Origin of the sequence: Rhizobium sp. SEMIA 4085, from assembly GCF_013004495.1 — a bacterium.
GTDB lineage: Bacteria > Pseudomonadota > Alphaproteobacteria > Rhizobiales > Rhizobiaceae > Rhizobium > Rhizobium gallicum.
In genome coordinates this window covers 14,854-28,162 of the sequence record NZ_JABEPH010000027.1, presented here as the reverse complement: position 1 = coordinate 28,162, position 13,309 = coordinate 14,854, and the positions used below count along the sequence as shown (strand labels likewise).

General features: G+C 60.8%; 13 protein-coding genes and 2 pseudogenes. 12 read left to right on the top strand and 3 right to left on the bottom strand.

Features of this window, described 5'->3' with window-relative positions:
* The 6 genes and pseudogenes from C9413_RS05015 to C9413_RS04990 all read left to right on the top strand — a co-directional run.
* Positions 1-436: pseudogene (locus tag C9413_RS05015) on the top strand (phospholipid methyltransferase); the annotation flags it as partial.
* Between the two features lie 15 nt (positions 437-451).
* Positions 452-1,087, top strand: a complete 636-nt coding sequence (locus C9413_RS05010) for a TetR family transcriptional regulator (RefSeq protein WP_039843774.1) — start codon at positions 452-454, stop codon at positions 1,085-1,087.
* Between the two features lie 436 nt (positions 1,088-1,523).
* Positions 1,524-2,777: an alpha/beta hydrolase gene (locus tag C9413_RS05005; RefSeq protein WP_170250239.1), complete on the top strand. Its 1,254-nt coding sequence runs from the start codon at positions 1,524-1,526 to the stop codon at positions 2,775-2,777.
* A gap of 81 nt (positions 2,778-2,858) precedes the next feature.
* Complete coding sequence (locus C9413_RS05000) at positions 2,859-4,109, top strand: FAD-binding oxidoreductase (protein ID WP_039843776.1); 1,251 nt, start codon at positions 2,859-2,861, stop codon at positions 4,107-4,109.
* A gap of 9 nt (positions 4,110-4,118) precedes the next feature.
* The gene (locus tag C9413_RS04995) at positions 4,119-4,829 is read left to right on the top strand and encodes an SDR family oxidoreductase (protein ID WP_039843777.1); all 711 of its coding nucleotides are present in this window, start codon (positions 4,119-4,121) and stop codon (positions 4,827-4,829) included.
* A gap of 12 nt (positions 4,830-4,841) precedes the next feature.
* Entirely contained in the window at positions 4,842-5,879 is a 1,038-nt protein-coding gene (locus C9413_RS04990; RefSeq protein WP_170250238.1) for a proline racemase family protein, read from the top strand.
* 3 nt (positions 5,880-5,882) lie between these two features.
* On the opposite strand, the gene C9413_RS04985 is transcribed toward C9413_RS04990, so the two are convergent.
* Both C9413_RS04985 and C9413_RS04980 read right to left on the bottom strand, forming a co-directional pair.
* Positions 5,883-6,359 carry an RbsD/FucU domain-containing protein gene (locus C9413_RS04985; RefSeq protein WP_039843779.1) on the bottom strand — a complete coding sequence of 159 codons (477 nt, stop codon included), beginning with the start codon at positions 6,357-6,359 and terminating at the stop codon, positions 5,883-5,885.
* The gene (locus tag C9413_RS04980) at positions 6,343-7,590 is read right to left on the bottom strand and encodes an ROK family transcriptional regulator (RefSeq protein ID WP_039843780.1); all 1,248 of its coding nucleotides are present in this window, start codon (positions 7,588-7,590) and stop codon (positions 6,343-6,345) included. Before C9413_RS04980 ends, C9413_RS04985 begins: the two co-directional genes overlap by 17 nt.
* A gap of 238 nt (positions 7,591-7,828) precedes the next feature.
* Here C9413_RS04980 and C9413_RS04975 point away from each other — a divergent pair, with 238 nt between their 5' ends.
* The 6 genes and pseudogenes from C9413_RS04975 to C9413_RS04950 form a co-directional block, all read left to right on the top strand.
* Positions 7,829-8,848, top strand: a complete 1,020-nt coding sequence (locus C9413_RS04975; RefSeq protein ID WP_039843781.1) for a sugar ABC transporter substrate-binding protein — start codon at positions 7,829-7,831, stop codon at positions 8,846-8,848.
* A 154-nt stretch (positions 8,849-9,002) separates the two neighbouring features.
* Positions 9,003-10,067: an ABC transporter permease gene (locus C9413_RS04970; RefSeq protein ID WP_039843782.1), complete on the top strand. Its 1,065-nt coding sequence runs from the start codon at positions 9,003-9,005 to the stop codon at positions 10,065-10,067.
* A gap of 2 nt (positions 10,068-10,069) precedes the next feature.
* The gene (locus tag C9413_RS04965; protein ID WP_039843783.1) at positions 10,070-10,852 is read left to right on the top strand and encodes an ATP-binding cassette domain-containing protein; all 783 of its coding nucleotides are present in this window, start codon (positions 10,070-10,072) and stop codon (positions 10,850-10,852) included.
* On the top strand, positions 10,849-11,475 hold the full coding sequence (locus tag C9413_RS04960) for a nucleoside triphosphate hydrolase (protein ID WP_039843784.1): 627 nt from the start codon (positions 10,849-10,851) through the stop codon (positions 11,473-11,475). Before C9413_RS04965 ends, C9413_RS04960 begins: the two co-directional genes overlap by 4 nt.
* Positions 11,476-11,568: 93 nt before the next feature.
* Complete coding sequence (gene pyrC, locus C9413_RS04955) at positions 11,569-12,612, top strand: dihydroorotase (RefSeq protein WP_039843785.1); 1,044 nt, start codon at positions 11,569-11,571, stop codon at positions 12,610-12,612.
* Positions 12,613-12,629: 17 nt separating this feature from the next.
* Positions 12,630-12,788, top strand: a pseudogene (locus tag C9413_RS04950) (glyoxalase superfamily protein); the annotation flags it as partial.
* Positions 12,789-12,824: 36 nt separating this feature from the next.
* Here C9413_RS04950 and C9413_RS04945 read toward each other — a convergent pair.
* The gene (locus C9413_RS04945; RefSeq protein ID WP_039843786.1) at positions 12,825-13,307 is read right to left on the bottom strand and encodes an anthrone oxygenase family protein; all 483 of its coding nucleotides are present in this window, start codon (positions 13,305-13,307) and stop codon (positions 12,825-12,827) included.
* Positions 13,308-13,309 lie beyond the last annotated feature (2 nt).

Genomic DNA, 13,309 nt, shown 5'->3' with positions numbered 1-13,309 from the left:
CGTATTGCGCCCGGACTGTGAAGAGGCCTTCTCGGCCCCCTTTCCGTCGCCGCGTCGCGTGAATTGGGAGCGGGGGCGTGTGGCCCACGGCTACCTCTCCCAGTGCGAGCCCGTCGGGGCGGTGGCCAGCGCCTTGCCTCTGCTTTCTATGTCCCCGCGCAAGACTACCGCCATTCTCGCCGGCGCCTTTGCCTACATGCGGCCTGGGGGTGCGTTTTACCAATTCACTTACGGCCCACGCTGCCCTGTGCCGCGGCCAATCCTCGACCGGATGGGACTCAAGGCAAGGCATATCGGCGGCACGATGCGGAACCTGCCTCCTGCCGCAGTCTACAGAATTTCGCGCCGCAAGCCGCTTGAGCTCTCGCGGGAGCGCTTCAAATATCGTAGCAGGGAAGCGGAGATGGAAACGGCCGCAGGAGAGACTGGCGGCTGATGCAATCGGACGCAAATGGCTGAAACGAAACAGACCAGCGCCGCTGAAGGGCGCCGCGAGCGCAAGCGGCGCCAGACGCGCGAGCGCATTGAGCAGGCGGCGATGACGCTGTTTCTCGAACGCGGCTTTGATGCAACGACGATCGAGGACATCACGGATTCCGCCGACGTCTCGAAACGCAGCTTTTTCGATTATTTCCCCTCCAAGGAAGAGGTCGTCTTCGCCTGGCAGGATTCCTTTGCCGACCGGCTGATGGCTACCATCGCCGCAAGGCCAAAGAACGAGTCGCCCCTGAAGGTCGTTGAAGAAGCAATCGTGGAAACCGTCGCCGCTTCCGCCGATGAACGTGGGCTCGCCCTTGGTGAACTCATCCGTCGCACGCCCGTGCTGAAAGCGCGCGATCAGATGAAATATGCGAAACTTGAGCAGAAGCTGACCGAAGCATTGGTCGCAAGAGGCGGCGAAGGAAAGGAAGTCCGGGCGCGCATGCGGCTTCTCTCTGCGATTGTCATCGGTGCATTGCGTGTCGGCGGCGAGCGCTGGCAGGAACGTCCGCCAGAAGGCCCCCTCGAGGCCTTTGCGAGGGAGCTTTTTGCGGATCTTTGGAAGATGCTGGCGGATTTTGGCGACCAAGCGAAAATTCGGCGGTAGGCAATCGCGCTTTTCCGGATGATTTTTTAACCAGCTGATCAAAATTGCTGCAAAATGAGGCGCCTTCGCAAGATTGCGCGTCGAGCCATGCATGAGACGCATTGCTGCGTTGCGGTAATAACCCTATTCTCGATGAAATCAATCGGGTACTTATAGCTTCGTAAGCAGCGCACTCCTCCTCCCAGCGCTCTTACGCAGACTGGTAACACTCCTCCTCCCAGTTGCCAGTCAGGATCAAGAGCCCGGTGCACCTCCTCCCGCGCCGGGCTCTTTTCTATTTCAGCCCTGAAACCGGTCTGCCCATCTGTTGCGAGGCTAACGGCTGCGTGCCTTATTTGACTCCCCTTGCCCCCGCGGCGTATCTGAGCACCAGAGCCGTAGAGCGTTCAGCCAGGCGTCGATGTTGGAGTAGGGGATGTTTGACGGATCGGGGGCCATGCGGAAGATGCTTGCGAGCCTGACGCTTGCTGCCTTCCTGTTATCGGCCTGCGGCGGACGGCACATCGGCGTGATGACGCCGGTAGGATCCGTGCAGCCGGGCACGTCGAAAGTCGATCTTCTCGTCGCAACCACGCGCGCGCAGGACAAGGATCCCGCCGTCCTCTTTTCCGGCGAGCGCGGCACCGGCCTGATGGTCAATGCGGTCAACGTTTCGATACCGCCGGATGCCAATCGCAAGATCGGTCAGGTGCAATGGCCGAAGCGCCTGCCGGCAGATCCGCTTCGCGATTTTGTTACCGTGTCCGTCGATCCGCTGGAAGGAGAGCGGGCGGGCGAGGTCTGGCTGAAGAGCCATATGCCGAAGAGCCGCCGCGTGCTGGTCTTCGTCCATGGCTTCAACAATCTCTACGAGGATTCCGTTTACCGCTTCGCACAGATAGTTCACGATTCGCATGCGGACGTGGCGCCGGTGGTCTTCACCTGGCCGTCGCGCGGAAGCATCTTCGACTATAACTACGACAAGGAAAGCACGAATTATTCCCGCGATGCGCTGGAAGAGCTGCTGCGCCGCGCCGCCCAGAACCCGGCAGTCAGCGATATCACCATCATGGCGCATTCCATGGGCACTTGGCTAACCGTTGAGGCGCTACGCCAGATGGCGATCCGGGACGGGCATGTTGCAAGCAAGATCAACAACGTCATCCTTGCCTCACCCGATCTCGACGTTGATGTTTTCGGGCGGCAATTCGTAAGCCTCGGCGAGGAGAGACCGCACTTTACCATCTTCGTTTCACGCGACGACCGGGCGCTGGCGCTTTCGCGGCGCATTTCCGGCAATGTCGATCGCCTCGGCCAGATCGATCCTTCGGCGGAGCCCTATCGCAGCAAGCTCGAGGCGGCGGGCATAACCGTCCTCGATCTCACCAAGCTCAAGGGCGGCGACAGGCTGAACCACGGCAAATTCGCCGAAAGCCCGGAAGTCGTGAAGCTGATCGGCGACCGGCTGATCGCCGGCCAGACGATCACCGATTCGCAGGTCGGTCTTGGCGAAGCGGTTGGTGCGGTCGCGATCGGTGCCGCGCAGACGGTCGGCAGCGCGGCCAGCGTTGCCGTCAGCACCCCGATCGCGATTTTCGATCCGCGCACGCGCCGCAACTATGATGCCCAGTTGAAGCGCTTCGGCCAGTCGGTGGAAAATACCGCGGGCTCGGTCGGCGATTCGGTCGGTGCCGGTTTGCCGACACAATAAAATTCCTCATAGGCATTCATCTCATTCTGATATATCACAATGCAAGTCGTACCGGTAAAGCCTTGCCTTGATGGATGATATATGACGAATGAGAGGAAGCAGACCGTCGCCGTTGTCGGCGCAGGCGTAATCGGCGCATCGATCGCCTTCGAAATGCAGCAACGCGGTTTTCAGGTGACGCTGATCGACAAGGGCGAGCCGGGCCGTGGCGCATCCTACGGGAATATGGCGAGCATCGCGCTCGATTTCACCGCCGGTTCTGGACCGGCGACCTGGAAGAAAATTCCCCGCTGGCTGATGGATCCCGAGGGACCGGTCTGGCTGCGTCCGTCTTACGCACCCAAGATGCTTCCATGGTTCCTGCGTTTCATCGCTGCCGGCCGTCCGTCCCGTCTGCGCGGGATCGAAGATGCAGGCATGAACCTGACCCGACGGGCGCTAGGCGATTTCCGGACCATGCTTTCTGCAATCGGCGCACCGGAACTCATGACAGAGGAGGGTTGCCTTGCCATCTATGAGACGGAAGCTGAATTCGCCGCCGACCGCGGCCATATCGAGTTAATGCAGCGCTATGGCTTCGATTTCGAGATATTGAACAGCGGCGTGATCCGCCATTACGAGCCGGAACTTTCGCCCTCGATCGCGAAGGCCGTGCTTTTGCCGGACAACAAATCGATCCGTGATCCCTACCAGTTGGTGATCAAGCTTGCGGGCGCCGCTCAGGCGGCGGGCGCGCGCCTCGTTTCAGGTGTCGTGCGCAATATCGAACGCAAACCGGCGGGCGATGCTGTTGTGCTGCTTAAGGAAGGCGGCCGCATCGAGGTCAACTCCGTGGTACTGGCAGCCGGTGTGCATACGCGCGAGCTTGCAGCAAAGCTTGGCGAGCCGATCCCGCTGGAGACCGAGCGTGGCTATCACACGCAGATCATGAAGCCCGGCATCTCGATGCGCTATTCGGTCATCTGGCCGCATCGGGCTTTCATGGTGACGCCGACGGCCGGCGGCATTCGCGTCGGCGGCAACGTCGAGCTGGCGGGTCTTGACGCGCCGCCGGATTTCCGCCGACCGCGATTGCTCGTGCGCCATGCGCAGCGTGCGCTGCCCGGTTTGAAGATCGAAGAGGCAACCGAATGGATGGGCCATCGCCCGGCGCTGCCGGATACGATCCCGATCATCTCGCCTTCATCGAAGATACCGGGGGTGTGGTATGCAACCGGCCACGGCCATCTCGGCCTGACGCTTTCGGCGACGACAGCGCAGCTGATCGCCGATATGGTGATGGGGCGCAAACCCACGGTCGACATGACCCCCTTCCGCATAACCCGATATTAGGAGGAACCGATGTCCGATAGCACGAAGCCCGTAGCGCTGATTACCGGTGGCGGCCGTGGCATGGGCGAGGCGATTGCCCGCGAACTGGACGCGCAGGGCTATCGTCTGGCGCTGATGTCTCCCTCCGAAAGCTGCGAGAAGCTGGCCTTCGAGCTTGGCGGCGTTGCCTCGCGCGGCGTGGCGGAGAAGGCCGAAGACATCCAGGCGATTTTCGACCTGACGATGAAGACCTATGGCCGCATCGACGCTGTCGTGAACCACACGGGTCATCCGCCGAAGGGCGACCTCCTGGATATCACCGATGAGATGTGGGCGCTCGGTTCCGACATGATGATCCTATCGCTGGTGCGCATGGCCCGCCTCGTGACGCCCGTCATGCTCAAGCAGGGCAAGGGCGCTTTGGTAAATATCACGACCTTCGCCGCTTATGAACCGTCACTGATCTTCCCCGTTTCCTGCACCTATCGCGCGGCGGCAGGCGCCTTCACCAAGCTTTATTCGGATCGCTATGCTGCGGATAATATCCGCATGAACTGCATCCTGCCCGGTTATATCGACAGCCTTAACCACAAGCCGGAAACCGCTGACAAGATCCCGATGAAGCGCATCGGCCATATGGAAGAAATCGCAAAGACCGCAGCTTTCCTGCTTTCCGACGGCGCGGGCTACATCACGGGTCAGAATATCCGCGTCGATGGCGGCGTCACGCGTCACGTTTGATAGGAGTATGAAATGAGGTGGAAGCGTACCATCCAGCTTCTGGACGTTCACTGCGAAGGCGAGATCGGCAAGGTCGCGATTGGCGGTCTGCCGAAAATCCCCGGCGAGACCGTTGCCGCGCAGCTTCACTGGTTGAACACCGACCCCAAGGGCACCGAGCTTCGCCGTTTCCTCTGCCTCGAGCCGCGCGGGGCGCCGATCGGGTCCGTCAATCTGCTCTTGCCCGCCAAGCATCCCGATGCCGATGCAGCCTTCGTCATTCTGCAGCCGGATCAGGCGCATGCGAGTTCGGGCTCGAATTCGATTTGCGTCACCACCGCGCTGCTCGAATCCGGCATCGTCGAAATGAAGGAACCTGAAACGGTCGTTACCCTGGAGACTGCGGCCGGTCTGGTAAAGGCGCTGGCAACCTGCCGCGATGGCCGCTGCGAGAAGGTGCAGCTCACCATGGTTCCGGCTTTCGTCCATCAACTGGACGTCGAGATCCAAACGCCGCATTGGGGAAAGGTCAAAGCGGACATCTGCTATGGCGGCATCATCTATGCACTGATCGATGTCCGCCAGATCAACCTGACGATTGAGAAGACCAATGCCGCAGGCCTCGTTCAGGCAGGCATGATCCTCAAGGAGATCATCAATCGCGACATCCCGGTCGTACATCCGGAAATTCCAGCCATCTCCGGTGTTGCCTATGTGATGTTCCGCGATACCGAGCCGGATGGCGCGGTGCGCACCTGCACGACCATGTGGCCTGGCCGTGCCGACCGCTCACCCTGCGGCACCGGCAGCTCGGCGAACCTGACTGCGCTCCATGCACGCGGCAGGGCCAAGGTGGGCGATATCTTCAGGTCACGCTCGATCATCGGCTCGGAATTCGAGGTTGGCTTGCAAGCGGTGACCGAAGTCGCAGGCCGCCTGGCCATCATCCCGACGATCACCGGTCGCGGTTTCACCTTCGGCCTGTCTCAGGTGGCGCTCGACCCCTTCGATCCGCATCCGGACGGCTTTGCGCTGACGGATGTCTGGGGGCCGCAGGCGGGCGAGATTTAAGAGCTAATAGTCGAAAGGCTCGACCTCGGCCTTGGCACCTTCGCCGGCAGCCTTCGGGTAGACGACGCCCTTGCGCAAGATGATATTGGCGTAGAGACGCGGCTCGCTTGTCTGAATGACGGCGTGGGCCGCGCGAACGCGGTTATAGAAATCCTGGCCGACGAGCGGCGTCACCTGGCGATGCGGCTCGTGCTTGGCGCAGCAGTCGATCATTTCCTCGTGCACGGGATCGAGCTTGTCGCGCTCTGCCTTGACGGTCGAGCGGAAGATCGCTTCCGGCACGAAATCGTCGATCGGCAGCACGCTCAAAACCGCGTTGAGCACCGGTACGACGCCGTGGCCGTCGAGGCGGATCAGGCGCCGCCCATGTTCGACACCCGGATAATTGCCGTCGACGATGGCGATCTCGTCGCCGTGGCCCATCTCGCGCAGCGTCGAAAGCAGTTGCGGACTTAAGAGCGGATCAAGTCCCTTCAGCATTTTCGATCTCCTTGAAAAGCACATTCTGGTCGGTCAGATAGCGCGCAAAGATCGGCAGGCTCGCGCCACCGATCGCGCGCGCTTGCGCCCCCACCACACCTTCGATGATCTCTGGCATCACAACACCCTGCAGGTCGAGTTTCGCGGCCTCGCGGATCGTTGCGCTTACGATACGCTTGCGCACCCAGCCGGGGAAGCCGCCGTCGATGACGGCCGCGCTGAAATCGATGATCGAGGCAGCGGCAACGATCGCCTGCGCCAAGGCTTTCGCGGTGTCCTGGATCCAGGTCTCCATCGGCGCGCCGAAATCCACCCAGTCGTCGGCGGAATACCAGAGCGGCTGAGGGTCGATGCCTTTGTCGCGCAGCATGTTTTCGAGCACGAAGATCGAGGCAATATCGAGAAGCTGGCGGTTTTCGCCGTTCTTGTCGCGTACCGGAAGCGGCCCGATCGCGCCGGCAGTGCCTGTTCGGCCGGAGAAGATCGCCGAGTTGAGGACGATGCCGCCGCCGATAAACGAGCCTATGAAAAGGTAGACGAAATCCGGGTAGGATGGGCCGACGCCGAAGACGAGTTCAGCGCCGCAGGCGCTGGTCGCATCGTTTTGCAGATAGACCGGATGTGAAACGCGCGCGGCAACTTCGGCCTGCAGGTCGAACCCGCGCCAGACTTCCATTGTGCCCTCCGGCGCACCGACCTCGTCTGCCCAGTTCCAAAGCTCGAAGGGCGCGGCAATGCCGATGCCTGCGATCCGGCTCCGTTGTCTCTCGTCGAGTATGCTTTCAAGCTCCCGGATGCCGGAAATGATGAAGGCGAGAATTTCGTCGGGTTGGGGATAGGCATATGTCCGGTGCAACTGCATTCGGATGCGCCCGACGAAATCCATCAAAACCAGATCGGCGCTGCGCCGGCCCATCTTTACGCCGAAGGAATAGACGGCATCGGGATTGAGGTGCATTGGGATTGATGGCTGTCCGACGCGGCCGCGAACGGGTTCGCCTCTTGAAAGCACCCCCTCCCTCTCCAGTTCCCTCATGATGACGGAAACGGTTTGAGCAGAAAGGCCGCTGCGGCGTGCGATGTCGGCCTTCGAAAGCGAGCCGTAGAGGCGCACCAGCGAAAGGACCAACCGCTCGTTATAAGCGCGCACCCTGACCTGGTTCGCGCCGCCCGCCGGATTCAGAATTGGTGGTGTGCCCGGCGCGTGCGTCGGACCGTCCAAGGACGACATTGGCCACTCCTCCCGTTCATTGGCCTATGCCTGATTTGTGATCAACATGCCACATGGAATTAATAATTCAATTGGATTTATTTATTGACAAGCGAATTTCTTTTCGTTCTTAATTGCGATCGTCAACAATGTGGGACGGCTTTGGAGGAGGCCTTTGACTGAATCTGCGGTGTCGTCCCGTATCTCAAATTCCGGTTCTGCCATGCGGGCGTTCCGGCTAATCTCTGGGAGGAGTTTCATGAAGAAATCAGTTCTGGCTTTCGGCGCGCTTGCACTCGGCGTTGCTTTTTCCGCTCCGGCCATGGCCGCGGATGTTTCCGCCTGCCTGATCACCAAGACGGACACCAATCCGTTCTTCGTCAAGATGAAGGAAGGCGCAACGGCCAAGGCGAAGGAGCTCGGCGTTACACTGAAGTCCTACGCCGGCAAGATCGACGGCGACAGCGAAAGCCAGGTTGCTGCTATCGAAAGCTGCATTGCCGATGGCGCGAAGGGCATTCTGATCACTGCATCCGATACCAAGGGCATCGTTTCGTCGGTCAAGAAAGCGCGCGACGCTGGCCTGCTGGTCATCGCGCTCGACACGCCGCTCGATCCGGCTGATGCCGCTGACGCGACCTTTGCGACCGACAACCTGCTCGCCGGAAAGCTGATCGGCCAGTGGGCCAAGGAAACGCTCGGCGACAAGGCAAAGGACGCCAAGATCGGCTTCCTCGATCTACTCCCCTCGCAACCTTCCGTCGACGTTCTGCGTGACCAGGGCTTCATGATGGGATTCGGCATCGACACTAAGGACCCGAACAAGATCGGCGATGAGGACGATCCGCGCATCGTCGGTCATGATGTGACCAACGGCAACGAAGAAGGCGGCCGCAAGGCCATGGAAAACCTTCTCCAGAAGGATCCGAGCATTAACGTGATCCACACGATCAACGAGCCGGCCGCTGTTGGTGCCTATCAGGCGCTGAAGGCTGTCGGAATGGAGAGCAATGTGCTGATCGTGTCGGTTGACGGTGGTTGCCCGGGCGTCCAGTCGGTCAAGGACGGCGTCATCGGCGCCACCTCGCAGCAGTACCCGCTAATGATGGCGGCTCTCGGCGTCGAGGCGATCAAGAAGTTCGCCGATAGCGGTGAAAAACCGAAGCCGACCGAGGGCAAGTCCTTCTTCGATACCGGCGTTTCGCTCGTCACTGACAAGCCGGTTTCCGGCGTCGAGTCGATCGATACCAAGGTTGGCACCGACAAGTGCTGGGGCTGAGCCTGGCTATCTAGCCACAACGACGGCCGGGGCTCGATCCTCGGCCGTTTTCGACAGACGATAAGCTCTTGCCTCAAGGACCGGCATGCGAAGACCGGAGCAAGATGGGCAATAGCTTCCGCGCGCGGTTCGGCGCGAAAGCGGAGGAGAAAATATGACTGGATCACAGGAATTCGAACGGGTTCTTGATGGCAGCGACAAGAATGTCGCGTCGTTCGAACACCAGGACATCTCGTTTCTGAAGCGTGCGCAGCACTTCCTACACTCGACGCCGGCAGCGGTGCCGCTGATCGTGCTGGTGCTGGCGATCATCATTTTCGGCATGGCGATTGGTGGGCGGTTCTTCTCGTCCTACACGCTCACGCTCATTCTGCAGCAGATCGCCATCGTCGGCATCCTCGGCGCGGCCCAGACGCTGGTCATCCTGACCGCCGGCATCGATCTTTCGATCGGCGTCATCATGGTCATTTCCGCCGTCGTCATGGGCAACTGTGCCATCACCTACGGAATTCCAACGCCTATAGCCGTCATCCTGGGCATGCTGGTCGGCGGCCTATGCGGCTTGCTCAACGGTTTTCTCGTCGCCTACATGAAGCTGCCGCCGTTCATCGTGACGCTCGGCACGTGGAATATCGTTATGGCGACGAATTTCATCTACTCGGCAAACGAGACGATCCGCGATGCGGACGTGGATGCGCAGGCGCCACTGCTCCATTTCTTCGCGCTCAGTTTCAAGGTCGGCAATGCGGTCTTGACGCTCGGCGTCATCGCCATGGTGCTGCTGGTGCTCGGGCTCTGGTATGTTCTCAACCACACGGCCTGGGGCAGGCACGTCTATGCGGTGGGCGATGATCCGGAGGCGGCAAAGCTCTCCGGCATCCAAACCAAGAGCGTGCTGCTCACGGTCTATGCAATCTCGGGCGTCATCGCAGCCTTTGCAGCCTGGGTATCGATCGGCCGCAACGGCTCCATCTCGCCGTCTTCAGCGGTCACCGATTATAACCTGCAGGCGATCACCGCGACCGTGATCGGCGGTATCTCGCTCTTTGGCGGCCGCGGTTCCATCCTCGGTACCCTGTTCGGCGCGATGATCGTCGGCGTCGTGTCCATGGGCCTCAACATGCTCGGGGCCGACCCTCAGTGGAAAGTCCTGCTGACCGGCGTGCTCATCATCGCCGCTGTCGCAATCGACCAGTGGATCAGAAAGGTTTCGGTGTAATCATGGCTGTTGAACCCATCCTTACCGCCCGCGGCCTCGTGAAGCGCTACGGACGCGTCACCGCGCTCGACAACGCAGACTTCGACCTTTATCCCGGCGAAATTCTCGCCGTCATCGGCGACAACGGCGCCGGCAAGTCGTCGCTCATCAAGGCGATTTCCGGTGCAGTTACTCCCGACGAGGGCGAGATCACGCTGGAGGGCAAGCCGGTCCACTTCAAGTCGCCGATGGAGGCGCGTGAGGCGGGCATTGAGACCGTCTATCAGAACCTTGCGCTTTCTCCTGCCTTGTCGATTGCCGACAACATGTTTCTTGGCCGTGAGATCAGGAGGCCGGGCGTGCTCGGCAGTTGGTTCCGCATGCTCGATCGGCCGGCGATGGAAAAACGCGCCCGAACGAAGCTCACGGAATTGGGTTTGATGACGATCCAGAACATCAATCAGGCGGTCGAAACGCTCTCCGGTGGCCAGCGCCAGGGTGTGGCGGTTGCGCGCGCGGCCGCTTTCGGCTCCAAGGTTGTCATCATGGATGAGCCGACAGCCGCACTCGGAGTGAAGGAAAGCCGTCGCGTGCTGGAACTGATCCTCGACGTGCGTTCCCGCGGCTTGCCGATCGTGCTCATTTCGCACAACATGCCGCATGTCTTCGAAGTCGCGGACCGTATCCACATCCACCGGCTCGGCCGCCGCCTGACGGTCATCAATCCGAAGGAATATACCATGTCGGACGCCGTGGCATTCATGACCGGCGCCAAGACGGTCCCCACGGATCCGGTTCCCGCATGAGCGTAACCATCGAGGAAATCGCCGGCGAGGTGGCCACCCGCGCCGGCGACACCAAGCGCTTCCTGATCGCCATCGCCGGTCCGCCCGGCGCCGGCAAGTCGACCATGGCCGATAATCTCGCCGATGCGCTGAGAGCGCGGGGAGAAACCGCGGAAGTGCTGCCGATGGACGGCTTTCACATGGACAACGCAGTTCTGAGCGAGCGCGGTTTACTCGCCCGCAAGGGCGTGCCGGAAAGCTTCGACGTTCGCGGTTTTCTGGACATTATCCGCGCCGTGCGTCCAGCCGACCAGGAGGTGCTGATACCGGTCTTCGACCGGTTGCGCGAGATCGCCATCGCATCTGCCCGCGTCGTCTCGCCAGAGCATCGCTTCATCATCGTCGAGGGCAATTACCTTCTGCTCAGCCAGGGCAAGTGGGCGCAGCTTGAGGGTATCTTCGACTACTCCATCATGCTTGCGCCGCCGATCGAGGTGCTGGAAGAGCGGCTATTAGCCCGTTGGCGCGGCTACGGGCTGACGGAAGAGCAGGCGAGTGCCAAGGTGTATGGCAATGACCTGCCGAATGGCAGGCTCATCCTGGAAAACCGCCGCCGCGCGGACGTGACGCTTGAGATCGCCTGACAATTGAAGCGGCAAAATGTTTGCCATGAGCCGTGCCGGGATGATAATGCGCGGGGCGGAACTTTGAAGGCCGCCCTGCCGGAGTTATAGCGCATGCAGTCCATCACCATCCGCCGCCCTGACGACTGGCACTTGCATCTGCGCGATGGCGCGATGCTTGTAGGTGTGATCGGCGATACCAGCCGCAACTTCGCCCGCGCCATCATCATGCCGAACCTCGTGCCGCCGGTCGTGACGACGGCGGACGCGAAAGCCTATCGCGCGCGGATCATCGAGGCATTGCCGAGCGGCGATCGCTTCGAGCCGTTGATGACGCTCTACCTCACGGAGCATACGAGCGCCGACGATGTCGAGGAAGGCAAGAAAAGCGGCCTGATCACGGCGGTGAAACTTTATCCGGCGGGTGCGACCACCAATTCCCATAGCGGTGTGCGCGACATGGAAAAGGCCATGCCGGTGCTGGAGCGCATGGCGAAGATCGGTCTGCCGCTTTGCGTGCATGGTGAAGTCACGACACCTGAGGTCGATATCTTCGACCGTGAGGCGGTATTCATCGAAACGGTGCTCGATCCCCTGCGCGAGCGCCTGCCGGAGCTCAAAGTCACGATGGAGCACGTAACGACGGCAGACGGCATCGACTACATCAAGTCGTCGAAAGCCAATCTCGCAGGCTCCATTACGACACACCACCTGATCATCAACCGCAATGCTATCCTGGTCGGCGGCGTCCGGCCGCATTATTACTGCCTGCCGGTCGCCAAGCGCGAAACCCACCGCCTGGCGCTGCGTGTGGCCGCTGTGAGCGGCGACAAGCGCTTCTTCCTAGGCACTGATTCGGCACCGCATATCGATCCGCTGAAAGAGTGCGCCTGTGGCTGCGCTGGCATCTATTCCTCGATCAATACGATGAGTTGCCTTGCCCACGTCTTCGAGCAGGAGGGCGCGCTCGACAAGCTCGAAGCCTTCGTCTCTCTGAACGGTCCGGCCTGGTACGGCCTTTCGCCGAACGAAGAGCGCGTCACGCTGGTGAAGCGCGACGTCCCCGTGTCATATCCGACGAAGATCGAAACCGGTGCCGGAACGGTGACGGTATTCGATCCCATGTTCCCGCTGCACTGGGACGTCGAACGCTCTTGATCGGCCCATTCAATTTTGCCTTTGTGCCGGTGAGCGGTGTTCGCGCCTTCCAGGCGGAACTCGTCGACAACAATTATCGCTACATGAAGCCGGGCGTCCAAGAGGCGCCGTGGGGGCTCGAGATGCAGGCCGTCGACCCCTTCAACAGCCGCATCACCTTCTGCGAAAGATGCTGAAAGGCGGGTGGGAGGATCAACGTCCTTTCGCTTCCATCAAAGGATCATCAGGGCTCGGACGAAGGCAACTGCGGAAAGCAGGGACGCGATCGTGCGGACGTGATTCCACCAGGTCCAATCCTTCACATAGGTATTCCAGACGCTGACGGCTTGCGCGCCATTACCGCTGACCTTTGCCAGCGCATCATTCATCGGCACGTTGAAGACGATAGTTGAGACAAAGGATGCGACGACATAGAGCCCGGCACCAGCCAACATCCAAATGCCTGCGACTCCCCGCCAGTCAATGACGGCCAGGACGGCGATCAGGACGGACAGGATGGCGGTTGGAATGAAGACGAGCATGAACGGCGAGCGCACGATCGTGACGTTGATCGAATTCATCGCCGCGATGCCCTGCTCCGGCGGAATGCGGGAAAAGGCGGTCATGATGAAGGTCGAGAAGGCAAAGAAGATGCCGGCGACAAGGCCGCTGCCGATTGCGGCGGCGACGAGCGCGACGGTGAGAATTATTCCCATGT